Origin of the sequence: Achromobacter sp. UMC46, assembly GCF_014170335.1 — a bacterium.
Lineage (GTDB): Bacteria > Pseudomonadota > Gammaproteobacteria > Burkholderiales > Burkholderiaceae_B > Achromobacter.
In genome coordinates this window covers 1-16,834 of the sequence record NZ_LZZS01000033.1, presented here as the reverse complement: position 1 = coordinate 16,834, position 16,834 = coordinate 1, and the positions used below count along the sequence as shown (strand labels likewise).

The window sequence follows — 16,834 nt, the reverse complement described above, 5'->3', positions numbered from 1 at the left end:
CGCGCTGCCGGCATGAAAAACACGGCGGGGGGATGACTCCCCCCGCCGTGTTTTTTTATGCCTTGCCCGCCGCCACGTTCACGCTGATGGCGATAATGAAAACGTTGAAAAAGAAAGCAATGACGCTGTGCATCAGCGCCATGCGGCGCACCCGCCGGTTGACGATCTGCACGTCCGACACCTGGAACGTCATGCCCAGCACCAGCGCGAAATACGCGAAATCCCAGTAGTCGGGCTCCTGGGTGCCGGGGAAATCCAGGCCCTTGTGCGTGCCGGTCCGGTGGCCGTAATAGCCATGCGCGTAATGCAACGCAAAGATCATGTTCATGTAGAGCCACGACAGCACGATGGTCGCCGCGGCGGCCAGCATGTCCACCACGCCGCCCACACTGCTTTCGCCGCGCAGCTCCACCCACAGCGCCACCATCACCATGCAGGATAGCGCCACGCTGCTCCAGAGCACGCCAAAGCGCCCCACGTCCTGCTGTTTGGCATGCACGCGCATGGACGCCGGGCTGGTCTGGCCGAACACCCTGGCCGTCAGCAAAAGGAACACCAGCGCGGCGGCGTCGAAGCCCAGCAGCAGCGCCAGGCTGGCCGACCGGCCCAGCGCGTACACGGCACCACCCACGGCCACGAACAGCAGGCCGCACAGCAGCAGCCGCCGGTGGGCGTGGAAGAAAGGCAGGCTGTCGACGGATGCGGCGGCGTCTTCCGCTGGCGGATCGTCCGGGATCGGTTTGGTCATCGGGGCTCCTACGCGCGGCAAGTGCCCTAACGCTAACCGATCGCCAGCAAACCCACCAGCGCGCCGCCGAACAGCAGCCATAGCGGATGAATGCGCGTGGTGCTGCCCAGCAACGCCACCACGGCCGTGATCGCCCCCAGCAGCCAGGAGTGCACCGAGGCCTCGGTGATCAGCGCGGCGCTGGCCGCGACCAGGCCGACCGTCATCGGGAAGATGCCGGCCTGGATCACGCCTCGCCACGGGCGGTCCTTGAAACGTTCCCACAGGCCCAGCGCCAGGATGGTGATGAGCGACGACGGGCCGAACTTGGCGATGGTCGTGACCAGCATGCCCCACCCGCCCGCGACGTGCCAGCCGACCAGCGTGACCACCATCAGGTTGGGGCCCGGCGCGGCTTGGCCCAAGGCAAACAGCGCGGAAAAATCGGCCGCCGTCATCCAGCCGTGCACGTCCACGACCTGGCGCTGCATTTCGGGCAGGATGGTGTTGCCGCCGCCGAACGCCAGCACGGACAGTTGCGAGAAGATCAGGGCCAGCGAGATCAGGGTCTGGATCATCGACGTTGCCTCCAGACCAGCAGGATGCTCAGCGGCGTCAGCACCGCCATCGTCGGCAGCAGCGGAATCCGCAGCACGGCGACCGCCACGAAACAGGCCGTGGCCACCACGCCGGCCAGCCAGTCGCGGCGCTTGACCACCGGCACGCCGATCTTGACCGCCATCGAAATCAGCAGCCCCGCCGCTGCGGCCGCCAGACCGGCGAACAGATGCTGGATGTGCGGATCGCTCTGGAAGCGGTCGTACACCATGCCCAGCAGGATGACGATGGCGGACGGCGCCAGGATCAGGCCCATCAGCGCCGCGAACGCGCCACGAGGCCCTCGGAACTTCATGCCCAGCGCGACCGACAGATTGATGATGTTGCCGCCCGGCAGGAACTGGCACAGGCCCAGCAGATCGGTGAATTCGGGCCCGCTCAGCCAACGGTGCTTCTCGACCACCATGCGGCGCGCCAGGGGCAGCGCGCCGCCGAACGCCGTCAGGCCAAGCATGAGGAAACCGTAGAACAACTGCCCGCAAGTGGGGGGAGGCCGAAGGCCGGCCTCAAGGGTGGAAGATGCTGCATTCATGTTGTTTTGGCCGGCCGAAGACCGGTGGACCTGGGGTGGCGCGTCGCCGTGCCGGAAGAGGAATAACGAGATGGCAGCCTACTCTTCGCCTCAGATAATGTCTAATATATGACCACTTAATAAATCATATTCATTGCATATGGCATCAGTCGATCTGCGTCTTCTGCGCTACTTCCTGGCCGTGGCCGAGGAGTCCCATCTGACCAAGGCCGCGGCCCGGCTGGGCATCCGCCAACCACCGCTCAGCCAGCAGATCCGCGTGCTGGAGCACGAGCTGGGCGTGACCTTGTTCCACCGCCTGCCGCGCGGCATGGAGCTGACCGAAAGCGGACGCGCCCTGGTCGACGACGCGCGCAACATCATCGCGCTGGTGGACCAGGCTGTGGACGGCGTGCGCCGCGTGTCCCAGGGCGAAGCCGGCCGGCTGACGGTCGGTTTCACCGGATCGGCAGCGTTCCATCCCTTCGTGCCGTCGGTCATCCGGCGCTTCCGCGAAAGCGCGCCGAACGTGCGGCTGGTGCTTGAGGAAAGCAGCACCGGCGAGCTGCGTGAGGCCGTCAATGAAGGCCGGGTGGACGTGGCGTTCATCCGGGGCTCGTACGGACCCGGCCCGGGCGTGGTCGAGGAAACCGTGCTGGAAGAAACCATGCTGGCGGCGTTTCCCGCCGACCATCCCGCGGTCAAGGGCCGCACGCGCCGGCACATCGCGCTGTCCGAGCTGGCCGAGGAATCCCTGATCCTGTACCGGCGCCACAGCGGCCCCGGCCTGTATGACGCCATCATCACGGCGTGCAGCGCATCGGGCTTCAGCCCCCGCATCGCGCAGGAAGCGCCACGCATGCTGTCCACGCTGAGCCTGGTGGCGGCCGGCCTGGGCGTGTCGCTGGTGCCCGCGTCGCTGCGCCGCGTGAACATCGAAGGCGTGGTGTACGTCAGCGTCAACGATCCGGTCGAACTGCGCGCCCCGCTGAACCTGATCTGGCGCGACGCGCCGCAGTCCGGCGCCACCCGCAAGCTGATCGAGGAAGTGCGCCGCCACCGCGCCCAGGCTCCCCCGCTCGCTTCCTAGCCGCCTCGGCGCCTTGGCCCGGCGCTACACTTCCCGCCATCCTCGTCCGACCTTCGCAACCCCGCATTTCGACCATGTTTCCCGAATCCCCCATCGGCGTGTACGACTCCGGCGTCGGCGGCCTGAGCGTGCTGCGCGCGATCCGCGACGCGCTGCCCCACGAATCGCTGCTGTATGTGGCCGATTCCGCTCATGTGCCCTACGGCGAAAAGACGCAGGCCTTTGTCGAAGAGCGCGCCCATGCGCTGACCGATTACTTCGTCTCGCGCCAGGCGAAAGCCGTGGTGGTGGCCTGCAATACCGCCACCGCCGCCGCCATCGCGCAACTGCGCCGCCGCCACCCCCACCTGATCATCATCGGCGTCGAGCCCGCCATCAAGCCCGCCGCCCACCTGACGCACAGCGGCGTCGTGGGCGTGTTCGCCACCACCGGCACGTTGGCCAGCCCGAAGTTCGCCGCGCTGGTCCGACGCGAAGCGCCCGAAGTGCGCATCCTGTTGCGGCCTTGCCCGGAATGGGTCGGACTGGTGGAACAAGGCGAGCTTGCCGGCCCGCGCGTCGAGGCCGCCGTGCGCGCGCCGGTGGCGGAACTGCGCGCAGCCGGCGCCGATGTGCTAGTGCTGGGCTGCACCCATTTTCCGTTCCTGCGCGATGCGATCCAGGCGGCGGCGGGCCCCGGCGTGCCGCTTCTGGAAACCGGATCCCCCGTAGCCCGCTGGCTGCGCCACCAGTTGCAGGAACGCGGCCTGCTGCGCGCGACGGACGCGGGCGAAATGCGCCTGGAGACCACCGGCAGCGCACCTGCGCTGGCGGCGCTGGCCAGCCGCCTGCTGGGCCTGCCGCTGGAGGCGGCCGTCACGCCTGAGCGCTGGCGCTGAGCGGCGGGCCGGCCCTGGCCCCGACCAAAGTTGAGGCCGACGTCGACTACGCCAACAGATTGATCCCGCGCATCGCCCGGACGGCGAAACAGGCGAATAATTCGAATACAGTAGAACGCTCCGCTTCCCGCGGCTCGCACACACAAAATAAGGAGACGATGATGAAACGCATCCTGATCCCGGTAGACGGCTCGCAACCCGCCATCCATGCTGTCCAGGCCTTGCTGGCGGCCCGCGCCTACGACCCGGTCGAACGCGTCGACCTGCTCAGCGTCCAGATCCCCCTGAAATCCGGCAAGATCGGCCGCGGCCTGTCGCAAGCCGAGATCGACGCCTATTACCAGGACGAGGGCCGCGCCGCGCTGCAGGAAGCCAGCAGCCTGCTGTCGCAGGCCGGCGTGCCCTTCGAGGCCCGCGTCGAAATCGGCGCCGCCGCCGACACCATCGCCCGCATCGCCGACGAAACGGGCGCCGACGAGATCTACATGGGCTCGCGCGGCCTGGGTTCGGTCTCGTCGCTGTTCATGGGATCCGTCGCCACCCGGGTCCTGCATCTGACGGAATTGCCCGTCACGCTGGTCAAGTAATGCATCAAGGAGCAATCATGCTGAACATTCTGGTCCCCGTCGACGGCTCCGACAATGCCAACCGCGCCGTGCTGTACGCTCGCCAACTGGCCGCAGGCGCCGCTGCCGCGCGCATCCACCTGATCAACGTGCAGACGCCCACGCAGGGGCGCGCCGGCCTTTCGCGGCTGATCACGCAAGACATGATCGACGAGTTCTACGCCCGCGAAGGCCAAGAGGCCACCGACGAAGCGCGCAAACTGCTGGACGTGGCCGGCGTCGACTACACCAGCCATATCGAATTCGGCCACGCCGCGACAGAAATCGCCGGCTATGCCCGCGACCACGGCTGCGCCCGCGTCGTGATGGGCACCCGCGGCAACGGCTCGCTGGCCAACATCCTGATCGGCTCGGTCGCCAATCAGGTGCTGCAATTGGCGGAAGTGCCGGTCACGCTGGTGAAGTAAAGAGCATGTGCGGCCCTCAGGCGGCGGGTAGCCACAAGGACACCCGCAGCCCGCCCAGCGGCGAGCGGCCCGCGTGGACCTCGCCGCCGTACGTGCCCGCCAGATCGCGCACGATATCCAGGCCCAGGCCCGACCCGGGCAATTGCTCGTCCATGCGCACCCCACGCAGGAAGATGCGCTCGCGCTCGTGGTCTTCGATGCCCGGGCCATCGTCGTCGATGTGCAGCAGCAAGCGTCCCGCGTCTGCCGGTTCCGCGGTGATCCGCACCCGGCTCGCCGCCCATTTGCAGGCGTTGTCCAGCAGATTGCCCAGCATTTCCTGAAGATCCTGCTGCTCACCCCGGAACAACAGGTCCGGGGAAACCTCCGCTATCTCGATGCCCAGGCCGCGTTGCGCGTACAAGCGCTGCATGACGCGCACCAGCCCCTGCGCCGCCTCCAGCAACGGGGCACGGCCATCGGCGGCGGCGCCTGACGAGGCCGCCGCCCGCGCGCGTGCCAGATGATGGTCGATCTGCCGGTTCGCCATCCCCACCTGCTCGTCGACCAGCGACGCCGGCACGCTGCCGTCGCGTGAGGCCGCGTTGGCCAGGATCGCCAGCGGCGTCTTGACCGCATGCGCCAGATTGCCGGCCTGCGTGCGCGCGCGCTGCACGATCTCGGCGTTCATCGCCAGCACCTTGTTGAAGTCGTCGACCAGCGGCTGGATCTCGCTGGGGAAGCGGCCTTCGATGCGGCTGCCGCCAGCGTTCTGCCGGGCCAATTGGCGCCGCAACCGGGCCAGCGGCCGCAAGCCCACCACCACCTGGACCACTGCTGCCGCCGTCAGCCCGGCCGCAAGCGCGCCCAGCGCAATGGCCAGCATGCCGTTGAAACGGCTGATGGGTTCGGCCAGGACGCTGCGGTCGGCCGCCACCACCAGGCGCAACGGCGCGGCGTCTTCTTCCGCCGGTTTCAGGATGCGCGCCACCGCCTCCAGTCGGCGTCCGCCGGGCCCCGCGATGTCGTAGGTCTGATCGCCGGCCCCGGCGCGCGGCGTGTCCGGCATTTCCAGCGTCTGGTCCCACAACGACCGCGAGCGCGCCGCGCCGACAAGCGCCGGTTTGCCGCCGTCGGCCAGCCGGTCGACTTGCCAGTACAGGCCCGACAGCGGCTGCTCCAGGCGGGGATCGTTCGGCGGCGGGTCCACCACCGGCCGGCCATCCGCGCCGGCGTTGACCGCCGCCGTCAGCTGGTTCAGGTGCAACGTCAGTTCGGCTTGCAGTTGCTGGGTGATGTGCTGGCGGAACAGGCTGGCCAGCCCCCAGCCGGCCAAGGCCACGGACACGAGGATCCAGGCCAGCGTGCCGGCCAGCAGGCGCAGCCGCAAGGAACCTGGCATGCCCGCGCGCGCCCGCATCATCCCTGCGCCGCCAGTCGGTAGCCCAGCCCGCGCACGGTTTCGATGGTGTCGGGTGGCAGCTTCTTGCGCAGGCGGCCGATGAATACGTCGATGGTGTTGGAATCGCGGTCGAAATCCTGCGCGTAGATGTGTTCGACCAGCTCCGTGCGCGACACGACGTCGCCCGCGCGCTGCATCAATACCGACAGCACCTTGAATTCGTGGCTGGTGAGCGTCAGCGCCTGGCCGTCGATCGTGACCTTGGCCTGGCGCGTGTCCAGCATCAGCGGGCCGCAACGCCACTGCGCGCTGGCATGCGCCGTACTGCGGCGCAACAGCGCGCGCACCCGCGCCAGCAATTCTTCCATGTGGAAGGGCTTGGTCAGGTAGTCGTCCGCGCCGGCGTCGATGCCAGCCACTTTCTCATGCCAGTTGTCGCGCGCAGTCAAGATCAGCACCGGCATGTTGCGTTGAGCGGCGCGCCATAGTTTCAGCACGGTCAGCCCGTCCATGACGGGCAGCCCCAGATCCAGCACCACCGCGTCGAATGCTTCCACGTCGCCCAGGAAACGCGCCGATTCGCCGTCGCCCGACACGTCCACGGTATAGCCCGCGCCGCGCAGCGCATCGGCCAGTTGTGCGGCCAGCGTGGGTTCGTCTTCCACCACCAGTATGCGCATCAGTCCTTGCCCTTGAATTTGATGTCGCGGCCCTTGACGGCCAGCAGCGCGCCGTCGCGCGCGTCGATCTTCAGCTTGAGGATGCCGCCACCGCTTTGCAGCACCCGGATCTCGTAGATGAATTCGTCGTCGTCCTCTTCGAACTCGACTTTGACGACCTGCCCTGGAAAATCGCGTTCGACAATATCCAGCACCGCGCCCAACGGCAATACCTTGCCGGCTTCCAGGGCCTGGCGGGCGCGCTCGTGGTCGCTGTCGCCGGCCAGTCCGCAGACCGGCCCCGTGATCAGCAACAGCGCCAGCGCACATCCAGACAACAGGATGCCGCGGCGTTTGCGCCGGGTCGAAAGGGGCTGCCGCAATGCCGGACCTCTTGAAAAAATTGGGGGATGGATCATCTTTTATACCGCGCGGAGCATGAACCAGGCATGAACGGCGGCTTCAGAAACGGTTCATGCGCCAACCCGAATAATGGACCCAAGGTCGCGATAACGGCCTGCTTTTCCCCCACATCATCCTAGGAGCTACTCATCATGACGCGTATTCAGCACACCCTGGCCGCCCTGGCAATCGGCGCTTCCGCCCTGGTCGCGGGCACCGCGGCACACGCACAGGCCGCCGTTCCGGCCGCAACCCCGGCCGCAACCGCCCCCGCCGCGCCGATGCTGACGATCCGCCAGGTCTACGACAAGATGGAAGCCGCCGGCTACCGCAACATCTCCGAGATCGAACGCTCCAGAAAGCACGGCTACGAAGTCAAGGCGTACGACCCGCAAGGCCAGCGCGTGAAGCTGTACGTGGACCCGCAATCGGGCGCCGTCACGCGCAGCCGTTTCGACGACTGAAGCGGCTCGCTGCGGCCAAGCCGTATGAGTATGATGTCACGCATGGATAGCCTTGGAGTCGCATCATGCCCGTTCTGCGTATCCTGGCTGCGGCCAGTCTGATTCTGGCCGGGCTAACCGCCTGCGGCGAAGTCGCTACCCTGCCCGTCGAAGCGGGCATGGGCCCCGCGCCGACATTGCCTCCTCCCAATACCACCGTGATTCCCACCGTCAACACGGCGAAGGCCGTCGGCTGGGTCGGGGGAGCGCAGCCCGTGGCGGCGGCCGGCCTGGCCGTCAACGCGTTTGCCGGCGGCCTGGACCATCCCCGCTGGCTGTACGTGCTGCCCAACGGCGACGTGCTGGTGGCCGAGACCAACGCGCCGCCCAAGCCCGCAGACGCGCCCGGGGGGCTGAAGGCGTGGGCAGCCGGCATCATCATGAAGGGCGCCGGAGCCCGGACTCCCAGCGCCAATCGCATCACGTTGCTGCGGGACGCGGACCACGACGGCGTCGCGGAGACGCGCAGCGTCTTGCTGCAAGGTCTGAACTCGCCCTTCGGCATGGCGCTCATCGGCAATCAGCTGTACGTCGCCAACGCCGACGCCGTCCTGCGCTTTCCGTACGAAGCCGGGCAAACGCAGATCTCGGCCCCGGGCGTGAAGGTCACGGACCTGCCCGCCGGCATCAACCAGCACTGGACCAAGAACCTGATCGCCAGCCCCGACGGCAGCAAGCTGTACGTCACCGTGGGGTCCAACAGCAATGTCGCGGAAAAAGGCATCGAGATCGAAGAAGGCCGCGCCGCCATCTGGGAAATCGATGTGGCCAGCGGCGCCAAGCGGCTCTACGCCACCGGCCTGCGCAATCCGGTCGGCATGGCCTGGGCGCCCGACGGCAAGACCCTGTGGACCGCCGTGAACGAACGCGACGAGTTGGGCAGCGACCTGGTGCCCGACTACATGACGTCGGTGCGCGACGGGGGCTTCTATGGCTGGCCCTATAGCTACTTCGGCCAGCACGTCGACACCCGCGTCACGCCGCCCCGCCCCGACCTGGTGGCGCGCGCCATCGTGCCCGACTATGCGCTCGGCCCGCACACGGCGTCGCTGGGGCTGGCCTGGTCGGGCGGCGCCCGGTTGCCCGCCCCCTATGCGGACGGCATGTTCGTAGGCCAGCACGGCTCGTGGAACCGCGACCCGCGCAGCGGCTACAAGGTCATCTTCGTGCCGTTCAAGGGCAGCGCGCCCGACGGCGAGTCCCGCGACGTGTTGACGGGCTTCCTGAACGACAGCGGACAGGCGCAGGGCCGCCCCGTGGGGGTCGCCGTCGACCGCCAAGGCGATCTGCTGGTGGCCGACGACGTCGGCAACGTGATCTGGCGCGTCAGCCCCAAACCGTGACGTTCCCGGGCCGGCCGGCGCGACGTAATAGCCGGCGCTTGCGTTCGGTCAAACGCCTTGCAGGTCGCGTTGCGCATTCTGGCGTACAGTGAGGCGAGAATGTCGTATCGCCGGTCCCCAGCGCGCAGCGCTGGCCCGGAAATTCCGCTCCCCTCGAAATATTGGAGGCATGAATATGGTGTTCAAGAAACTCTGCGTCGCGGCGGTCCTCGCTGTCGCATCGGCCCCGGTCCTGGCTGCCGATTGCTCGATCGATATCGCTGGCAACGACCAGATGCAGTTCGACAAGAAGGAAATCACGGTCAGCAAGAGCTGCAAGCAGTTCACCGTGAACCTGAAGCACCCCGGCACCCTGGCGAAGAACGTCATGGGCCACAACTGGGTCCTGACCACCACCGCCGACATGCAAGGCGCCGTGAACGACGGCATGGCCGCCGGCCTGGACAACGACTACGTCAAGAAAGACGACGCCCGCGTCATCGCCCACACCAAGGTCATCGGCGGCGGACAGACGGATTCCGTCACGTTCGACGTCAGCAAGCTTGCCGCCGGCACGGACTACACCTTCTTCTGCTCGTTCCCCGGCCACTTCGCGCTGATGAAGGGCACGCTGAAGCTGGTCGACTGACCGCTCGGGGCGGCATGCCGCCCCGCCGCTTTGCCTGCACGGGCTCCGCGCCCCTGGTCCGCCAGGGTCCCGGAGCCCGTTTCCATGGCAGGCGCAAACGGCTTCGCGGCGCCCCTGCCGCCAACGCGGGAACCCGCCCGCGCCGCGATCCGCCCCCCTACAATGCCCCCTCCTCGACAACGCAAAGGAGCAGGCATGAGCACGGAAAAAGTAGCGATCGTGACGGCGGGCGGCAGCGGCATGGGCGCCGCGGCGGCGCGCAAGCTGTCGGCCGACGGGTACCGCGTGGCCATCTTGTCTTCGTCGGGCAAGGGCGAAGCGCTGGCGCAGGAGTTGGGCGGACTGGGTGTCACCGGTTCGAACCGTTCGCCGGAGGATCTCGCCCGCCTGGTGGAAACCACCCTGCAGAAATGGGGCCGCGTGGATGCCGTGGTCAACAGCGCCGGCCACGGCCCGAAAGGCCCGCTGCTGGAAATCAGCGACGACGACTGGCATCTGGGCATGGAGTTCTATCTGCTGAACGTGGTGCGCATCACGCGCCTGGTCGCGCCGGTGATGAAAGCGCAGAAGTCGGGCGCCATCGTCAATATCTCCACCTACGCCACCTTCGAGCCCGAAGCGCTGTTCCCGACGTCCGGCGTATTCCGTGCCGGCCTGGCCGCCTTCACCAAGGTGTTTTCGGACGAATACGCCGAGCACAACGTGCGGATGAACAACGTTCTGCCGGGCTTCATCGACAGCCTGCCGGAAAAGGACGACCGCCGGGTGCGCATCCCGATGGGCCGCTACGGCACCGCCGACGAAGTAGCCGACCTGATCGCGTTCCTGGCGTCCGACGCGTCGTCCTACATCACCGGGCAGAACATCCGCATCGACGGCGGCATCACGCGCTCGGTCTGATTCTCATGCTTTTGGACTAAGCCTCTCGTCCGAATGACGGTATTGAAGGCCGCCCCGCGCTTTTAGTACCGTAGGTTTTCGCATTCGACGAGAGGCTTGCGATGACCGTCACCCCCGGCCAGGCGTCGCGCTTTCTGGCGCAAGCCACCTTCGGGCCCACGCCGTCCCAGATCGACGCCGTGGTGCGCGATGGGTACGCGGCGTGGCTGGACGCGCAGTTGGCGATGCCGCCTTCGCAGACCCATTTCGACTGGCTGCTGCATCAGAGAAAGAACACCGAGGCCTTCAAAGGCAACGGCATCAACGCGCCCCTGGAATCGACGCTGTGGCGCAAGTTCATCAGCGCGGACGACCAGGTGCGCACGCGCGTGGCGTTCGCGCTGTCCGAAATCTTCGTCGTGGGGGTGCAATCCATCACGGCGTCCTGGCCGCTGTTCGGCGCCGCCGGCTTCATGGACCTGCTGGCCGAGCACGCGCTAGGCGACTATCAGGCGCTGCTGACCGCCGTCACACGCAACCTGTCGATGGGTTGCATGCTGACCTATCGCGGCAACCGCAAGGAAGACCCCAAGAGCGGACGCCACCCCGACGAAAACTACGCGCGCGAAGTCATGCAGCTGTTCAGCATCGGCCTGCTGGCGCTTGAACCGGACGGCACGGTCAGGCACGTGAACGGCGCGCCGGTCGAAACGTACACCAACGCCGACGTGCAAGGGCTGGCCAAGGTGTTCACAGGGTGGGACATCAACGGGCCGGAAACCGATGTGGAATTCCACCGGCGGCCAATGGCGCTGAACAACGCACTGCATTCGATGGCCGAGAAGCGTTTCCTGGGCGCCGTGATCCCGCCAGGCACCGACGGAAACTTGTCATTGAAGCGCGCCATGGACGTCATTTGCGCGCATCCGAACGTCGGCCCATTCATCGGCATGCAGCTGATCCAGCGGCTGGTGACCAGCAACCCCAGCCCCGCCTATGTCGGCCGCGTGTCTGCGGCGTTCGAGGACGACGGCGGCGGCGCGCGCGGAAACTTGAAGGCGGTGGTGCGCGCCATCCTGCTGGACCCCGAGGCGCGCAACCCCGACCTGGCGGATCCGGGCTGGGGCAAGGTGCGCGAACCCATCCTGCGCTTTTCCGGATGGGCGAGGGCCTTCGGCGCCACCTCCACCAATGGCGCGTGGGCCATGCCCGACACGACTGACAACACGATACGGCTGGCGCAGAGCCCCATGCGGTCCGCCACGGTCTTCAACTTCTTCCGCCCCCGGTATACGCCGCCCGTGACGGAGCTGGCCCGGCGGCATCTGGTGGCGCCAGAGCTGCAGATCACGGACGAGACCAGCATCGCCGGCTACCTGAACTTCCTGGCCATTTATGCCGACCGGGGCTGGGAAGACCTGCAGACCTCGTACGCGCCGGAGATCGCGCTGGCGCATGATCCGCAGGCGCTGGTCGGACGCGTGGCGCTGCTGCTGGCAGGCGACGCGTTCAGCGCGCAAACGGCCGGCGCCATCGCAGAGGCCGTGGCCACCCTGCCCGCCAGCCGCCCGCGCGACCGGGTGCGGGCCGCCATCCTGCTGGTCGCCGCCACCCCTGAATATCTGGTGCAGAAGTGACGCGATCCCACGATACCCGCCGCCGCGCCTTTCTGTTGCGCGCCTGCGCATTGGGCGCCACGGGCGCCGCCGCGCCGCTGGCCTTGAACCTGGCGGCGCTGGGCGCGGCCGCCGCGCAATCGGCGCCGCCGTCGTACAAGGCGCTGGTCTGCGTGTTCCTGTATGGCGGCAATGACCCCTACAACACGGTGGTGCCCTTCGACGCCGCCGCCTATCGCGCCTATGCCGCCGCCCGTGGCGATATCGCCCTGCCCCGCGACGCCTTGCGCGCCACGGCCTTGCGCGGCAAGACGCCCGCCGCGGGCGGCGCCCAGTTCGCCCTGGCGCCCGCGCTGGCGCCGCTGGCGCCGTTGTACGAAGACGGCCGGATGGCGGTGGTGCTGAACGTGGGCCCGCTGATGGCGCCGACGACCAAGGCGGACTACATCGGCGCCCGCGTGCCGTTGCCGCCCAAGCTGTTTTCCCACAACGACCAGCAATCGTATTGGCAGGCGCTGGCGCCGGAAGGCGCCGCATCCGGTTGGGGCGGCCGCTTGACCGACCTGTTCGCCGGCGCCAATGCGCAACGCACGTTCACCGGCATCACGGCGGGCGGCAGCACGGTGCTGCTGGCCGGCCGCAAGGTCGCGGGCTATCGGGTGGGCATCAACGGATCGACGCCGATCGAGCTGCTATACCGCGACATGTACGGTTCCAGTGCCTGCACCGCCCTGCTGCGCGAGCTGATCACGCAACCGCGCGAACACCTGATGGAACGCGAGCTCTCGCGCATCGCCGGGCAGTCCATCAATGCCGATACCCAATTACGCGCCGCGCTGGCCGATGTGGCGGTGCCGGGGGATTTCAATTCACCGCTGGCGCAGCAACTGAAGATCGTGGCGCGCATCATCGGCGCGCGCCAAGCCCTGGGCGCGCGGCGCCAGGTGTTCTTCGTATCGCAGAACGGCTACGACAACCACACCGGCCTGAACGACACCCATCCTGCCTTGCTGCGGGAACTGGGGCAATCGTTGGCCGTGTTCCAGCAGGCGCTGTCGGCACTGGGCGTGGCGGATCAGGTCACGACGTTCACCGCGTCCGAGTTCGGCCGCACGCTGGGTTCCAACGGCAACGGCTCGGACCACGGCTGGGGTTCGCATCATCTGGTGCTGGGCGGCGCAGTCAATGGCGGCCGCTATTACGGCACCCATCCCGAGATCGCCTTGGATGGCCCGGGCTTCGTCGACAACGGCCGCCTGCTGCCGACGCTGGCGGTGGACCAGCTGGGCGCGTCGCTGGGCGCCTGGTTCGGCGCCGGCCGCGACGAGCTGGAGCTGGTGTTTCCCAATCTGAAGCGTTTTGATGCGGACGCCTTGGGGATCCTGCCGACGGTCTGAACCGCTGAGGCGGGGTTGTGGCAAGGTTGTGGCAAACCGCCTACCGCGCCGCCAACTGCCGCTTGGCCGCCAGTTGCTTCCAACGGACGGCTTCGCTTTGGACGAAGGCGCCCAATTCGGCCGGCGTGCTGCGCCGGACTTCAGCGCCCTGCTCGCCGATCTTCTTCACGACCGCGGGATCCGCCAAAGCCTGGTTCAACGCCGTGTTCAGGCGGGCCACGACGGCCGGGTCGGCCTTGGCCGGTGCGAAGATGGCGTACCACTGCGGAACGTCCACGCCCGGCACGCCAGCTTCGGCCAGCGTAGGCAGGTCCGGCAAGGCCGCCGTGCGCGAGGGCCCCGCCACCGCCAGCGCCTGGATCATGCCGGACTTCAGGTGCGGGTAAACGCTGAACAGGCTGGGGAACATCACCTGCGTGATGCCCGACAGCGTGTCCGTCAAAGCCGGCGCCGACCCTTTGTAGGGCACATCCAGCATTTGCGTGCCGGTGGCCTGGTTGAACAGTTCGCCCGCAATCGCCGGCGCGGTGCCCGGCCCCGCCGACGCGAAGCTCAAGGCATCCGGGTTGTCATGGCCGTACTTCACCAGGCCCGCCACGTCATGCACGGGAATGCGGGTGGACACGACCATGATGGTGGGCGAATCGGCCACCATGCCGATGGGCGTGAAGTCCTTGACGGGGTCGTAGTTCAGCTTCTGCATGGCCGGATTGATGCCGTGCGTGCCGATGTAGCCCAGCATCAGCGTGTAGCCGTCGGCGGGCTGGCGCGCGACGTAGTCGGACGCGATCGCCCCCTGCGCGCCGGGCTTGTTCACGACAATGACGGTCTGGCCCAGCAGTTCGCCGACCTTCTGCCCGACCACGCGGGCCAGCACATCGTTGCCGCCGCCCGCGGCGGTGGGCACGATCAGCGTGATCGCGCGTTCGGGATAAGCGGCGTGCGCCGCGCCGGCGCCCAGCGCCAGCAACAGGGCTGCGGCGCAGACCGTCTTGATCGGGTAGGGTTTCATGGTTTGTCTCCTGATTCGAGGAATCTTCATGGATGGCGGCCTCTTGACGGGCCGCTTCGCTAAGCAACGGCGCGCACCGCCTCGGCGCCCGCCAGGACGTAGTGGCCGGGAACGTACAGCAGCCCTTTCATGATCTTGCGCGCGGTTCGCACCAGACCCGCGGCGCGCACCACGCCGCCGTCAGGGTCCAGTTCGACATCGATGTCCATGGCGCCGGAGGGATGTTCGATGCGCACCGTGCGGAAGCCGGGCAGCACGGGCGGGCCGCCGCAGTTGTGCGCCACGGTGCCCGCCATCAGGAAGGCGCTGGCCACGCCCACGGCGCCGGTCGCCGCATGGGCCCGATGGCAGGCGCGCGGCGTGAAATAGCGCGAGCGCAGCGCCAGCCCGCCCGGCGTGTCGGCGGACGCCACCAGCACGGGCTTGGGAATGACGCTGCCGGACACGTCGCCCAGGCCCATGCGCAGGCCCGCCTGGAGGCGGATGCGCTCCATGCGTTCCAGCAAGACAGCGTTGCCGTCCAGCTGCGCGGGCGTTTCGTCGCCGCGCAGGCCGAAATCGCTGGCGCGCATCAGCACCATCGGCATGGCGGCGTCGATCAGCGTCACCGCCACCCCGTCCACCTGTTCCTGCCGCAGCCCGGTCGGGAACAGCTGGCCGGTGACGGCGCCCCAGGCGTCCAGGAAATTCAACCGCACGGGCGCCGCCGTGCCCGGCACGCCGTCGATGCGGGCATCGCCTTCGTAGGTCAAGCGGCCGCCCGGCGTCTGCACCACGGCTTCGATCACCGCGCCGGTGTTGACGTTGTGGACCCGCACCGGGGTCACGCCGTCGCGCGCCGCGATCAGGCCTTCGTCGATGGCGAACGGCGCCGCGCCCGACAGCATGTTGCCGCAATTGGGCCGGGTGTCGACCGTGGCGCGGTCCACCGACACCTGCGCGAACAGATAGTCGATATCGCAGCCGGGGCGGGTCGAGCGCGACACGATGGCCACTTTGCTGGTCAGCGTGTTGCCGCCGCCCAGGCCATCGACCTGCAAGGCGTGGGGCGAGCCCATGGCGAGCAGCAGCAGCCGGTCTCGTTCGGCCGGGTCGGCCGGCAGCCAGCCGCCCAGGAAGAAAGGGCCGCGCGACGTGCCGCCGCGCATCAGTACGCAAGGGATTACGGTTTCCATGGAAGCCATTCTGCGTCGGTACGGCTACTATTTGAATTGCAACTTACGGATGGATTAATGCATGGCACGCATCAATTTCGATTTGCAGGAATTGCAGGCGTTCGTCGCCGTGGCGGAACGCGCCAGCTTTCGCGCCGCTGCCGACGACCTGCACCTGTCGCAGCCGGCGCTCAGCCGCCGCATCGACAAGCTGGAAAGCATCCTGGGCGCCCGCCTGCTGGAACGCACGACCCGGCGCGTGGCCCTGACGCAGGTCGGCCGCGTGTTCCTGGAACGCGCCCGCACCGCCATCGACGAGCTGGAAAGCGCCGTGCTCAGCATCGGCGACCTGGCTGCGCAGCGAGGCGGCCTGGTCACCGTGGCCTGCGTGCCATCCGTCGCCTATTACTTCCTGCCCTCGGTCATCCGCGACTACGCCGAACGCTTCCCGCGCATCCGCGTGCGCATCATCGACGAAACCGCCAATACCGTGCTGAACAGCGTGGTGACCGGCCGCGCCGACTTCGGCATCAGTTTCTTCGGCACCCAGGAGCCCGATGTGGATTTCAAGGCGGTGCTGCGCGAAGACTTCGTCCTGGCGGTGCGCCGCGACCATCCGCTGGCCAGCCGCCGCAGCGTGTCCTGGGAAGCCCTGTCGCAGGAACGCTTCATGACGGTGGCCAAGGAAAGCGGCAACCGCCTGCTGATCGACGATGCGCTCGCCAAGAGCGGCAAGCGCACGGTCAGCGCTTTCGAGGTCAGCCACGTCATGACGCTGCTGGGCCTGGTGGAAGCCGGCCTGGGGGTTGCCGCCGTGCCGCAGCTGGCCATGCCGCTTGCCGGCCACGCTACGTTGACGAGCGTCAAATTGGAGCACCCGCGCGTGACGCGCACCCTGGGCCTGATCGCCCGGCGCGGCCGCCCCCTGGCGCCCGCCGCCCAACAGCTCTATAACCTGATCCATCAGGCCGGCAAAATGGCAAAACGCAAACCCCCCACCCCT

General features: G+C 67.8%; 19 protein-coding genes. 11 read left to right on the top strand and 8 right to left on the bottom strand.

The features are described from left to right. Positions 1-55: 55 nt before the first annotated feature. The 3 genes from A9973_RS21895 to A9973_RS21885 are packed head-to-tail and all read right to left on the bottom strand — an operon-like array spanning position 56 to position 1,877. Entirely contained in the window at positions 56-748 is a 693-nt protein-coding gene (locus A9973_RS21895; protein WP_183015787.1) for a DUF1345 domain-containing protein, read from the bottom strand. Between the two features lie 32 nt (positions 749-780). Beyond that, positions 781-1,305: a chromate transporter gene (locus A9973_RS21890; RefSeq protein ID WP_183015786.1), complete on the bottom strand. Its 525-nt coding sequence runs from the start codon at positions 1,303-1,305 to the stop codon at positions 781-783. Beyond that, positions 1,302-1,877: a chromate transporter gene (locus tag A9973_RS21885; protein ID WP_183015785.1), complete on the bottom strand. Its 576-nt coding sequence runs from the start codon at positions 1,875-1,877 to the stop codon at positions 1,302-1,304. The genes A9973_RS21890 and A9973_RS21885 overlap by 4 nt, the downstream gene beginning before the upstream one ends. A 139-nt stretch (positions 1,878-2,016) precedes the next feature. On the opposite strand from A9973_RS21885, the gene A9973_RS21880 reads away from it, so the two are divergent. From A9973_RS21880 to A9973_RS21865, 4 genes are all read left to right on the top strand, one after another. Beyond that, on the top strand, positions 2,017-2,946 hold the full coding sequence (locus tag A9973_RS21880) for a LysR family transcriptional regulator (protein WP_183015784.1): 930 nt from the start codon (positions 2,017-2,019) through the stop codon (positions 2,944-2,946). A 74-nt stretch (positions 2,947-3,020) separates the two neighbouring features. Continuing rightward, complete coding sequence (gene murI / locus A9973_RS21875; RefSeq protein ID WP_183015783.1) at positions 3,021-3,824, top strand: glutamate racemase; 804 nt, start codon at positions 3,021-3,023, stop codon at positions 3,822-3,824. Between the two features lie 161 nt (positions 3,825-3,985). After that, on the top strand, positions 3,986-4,411 hold the full coding sequence (locus A9973_RS21870; protein WP_183016007.1) for a universal stress protein: 426 nt from the start codon (positions 3,986-3,988) through the stop codon (positions 4,409-4,411). 17 nt (positions 4,412-4,428) lie between these two features. Next, complete coding sequence (locus tag A9973_RS21865) at positions 4,429-4,857, top strand: universal stress protein (protein WP_183015782.1); 429 nt, start codon at positions 4,429-4,431, stop codon at positions 4,855-4,857. A gap of 16 nt (positions 4,858-4,873) precedes the next feature. Here the strand turns inward: A9973_RS21865 and A9973_RS21860 are convergent, their stop codons facing one another. Genes A9973_RS21860 through A9973_RS21850 form a run of 3 tightly spaced genes read right to left on the bottom strand, consistent with a single transcriptional unit; the run spans position 4,874 to position 7,280 of the window. Next, positions 4,874-6,259, bottom strand: coding sequence for a sensor histidine kinase (locus A9973_RS21860; RefSeq protein WP_183015781.1), 1,386 nt, complete (start codon positions 6,257-6,259; stop codon positions 4,874-4,876). Continuing rightward, positions 6,256-6,918 (bottom strand): response regulator transcription factor, encoded by a 663-nt coding sequence (locus A9973_RS21855; protein WP_183015780.1) that lies wholly within the window; start codon positions 6,916-6,918, stop codon positions 6,256-6,258. Before A9973_RS21855 ends, A9973_RS21860 begins: the two co-directional genes overlap by 4 nt. Then, positions 6,918-7,280, bottom strand: coding sequence for a PepSY domain-containing protein (locus tag A9973_RS21850; RefSeq protein ID WP_183015779.1), 363 nt, complete (start codon positions 7,278-7,280; stop codon positions 6,918-6,920). Before A9973_RS21850 ends, A9973_RS21855 begins: the two co-directional genes overlap by 1 nt. Positions 7,281-7,451: 171 nt before the next feature. Between A9973_RS21850 and A9973_RS21845 the strand changes: the two genes are divergently transcribed. The 6 genes from A9973_RS21845 to A9973_RS21820 all read left to right on the top strand — a co-directional run bounded on the left by A9973_RS21845 (position 7,452) and on the right by A9973_RS21820 (position 13,665). Continuing rightward, positions 7,452-7,763, top strand: a complete 312-nt coding sequence (locus A9973_RS21845; protein ID WP_183015778.1) for a PepSY domain-containing protein — start codon at positions 7,452-7,454, stop codon at positions 7,761-7,763. A 65-nt stretch (positions 7,764-7,828) separates the two neighbouring features. Next, complete coding sequence (locus tag A9973_RS21840; RefSeq protein ID WP_183015777.1) at positions 7,829-9,145, top strand: sorbosone dehydrogenase family protein; 1,317 nt, start codon at positions 7,829-7,831, stop codon at positions 9,143-9,145. 175 nt (positions 9,146-9,320) lie between these two features. Continuing rightward, positions 9,321-9,773, top strand: coding sequence for an azurin (gene azu / locus A9973_RS21835; RefSeq protein WP_220805614.1), 453 nt, complete (start codon positions 9,321-9,323; stop codon positions 9,771-9,773). A 195-nt stretch (positions 9,774-9,968) separates the two neighbouring features. Continuing rightward, positions 9,969-10,673, top strand: coding sequence for an SDR family oxidoreductase (locus tag A9973_RS21830; RefSeq protein ID WP_183015776.1), 705 nt, complete (start codon positions 9,969-9,971; stop codon positions 10,671-10,673). Positions 10,674-10,774: 101 nt separating this feature from the next. Further along, complete coding sequence (locus A9973_RS21825; RefSeq protein ID WP_183015775.1) at positions 10,775-12,289, top strand: DUF1800 family protein; 1,515 nt, start codon at positions 10,775-10,777, stop codon at positions 12,287-12,289. Continuing rightward, positions 12,286-13,665, top strand: coding sequence for a DUF1501 domain-containing protein (locus A9973_RS21820; protein WP_183015774.1), 1,380 nt, complete (start codon positions 12,286-12,288; stop codon positions 13,663-13,665). Before A9973_RS21825 ends, A9973_RS21820 begins: the two co-directional genes overlap by 4 nt. Positions 13,666-13,705: 40 nt before the next feature. Here A9973_RS21820 and A9973_RS21815 read toward each other — a convergent pair whose 3' ends face one another. Together A9973_RS21815 and A9973_RS21810 are read right to left on the bottom strand one after the other, a co-directional pair. Then, positions 13,706-14,677 carry a tripartite tricarboxylate transporter substrate binding protein gene (locus A9973_RS21815; RefSeq protein WP_183015773.1) on the bottom strand — a complete coding sequence of 324 codons (972 nt, stop codon included), beginning with the start codon at positions 14,675-14,677 and terminating at the stop codon, positions 13,706-13,708. A gap of 59 nt (positions 14,678-14,736) precedes the next feature. Then, the gene (locus A9973_RS21810; protein WP_183015772.1) at positions 14,737-15,852 is read right to left on the bottom strand and encodes a 4-oxalomesaconate tautomerase; all 1,116 of its coding nucleotides are present in this window, start codon (positions 15,850-15,852) and stop codon (positions 14,737-14,739) included. 61 nt (positions 15,853-15,913) lie between these two features. Between A9973_RS21810 and A9973_RS21805 the strand changes: the two genes are divergently transcribed. Beyond that, positions 15,914-16,834 (top strand): LysR family transcriptional regulator (locus tag A9973_RS21805; RefSeq protein ID WP_183015771.1); only part of this gene is annotated, 921 nt, incomplete at its 3' end.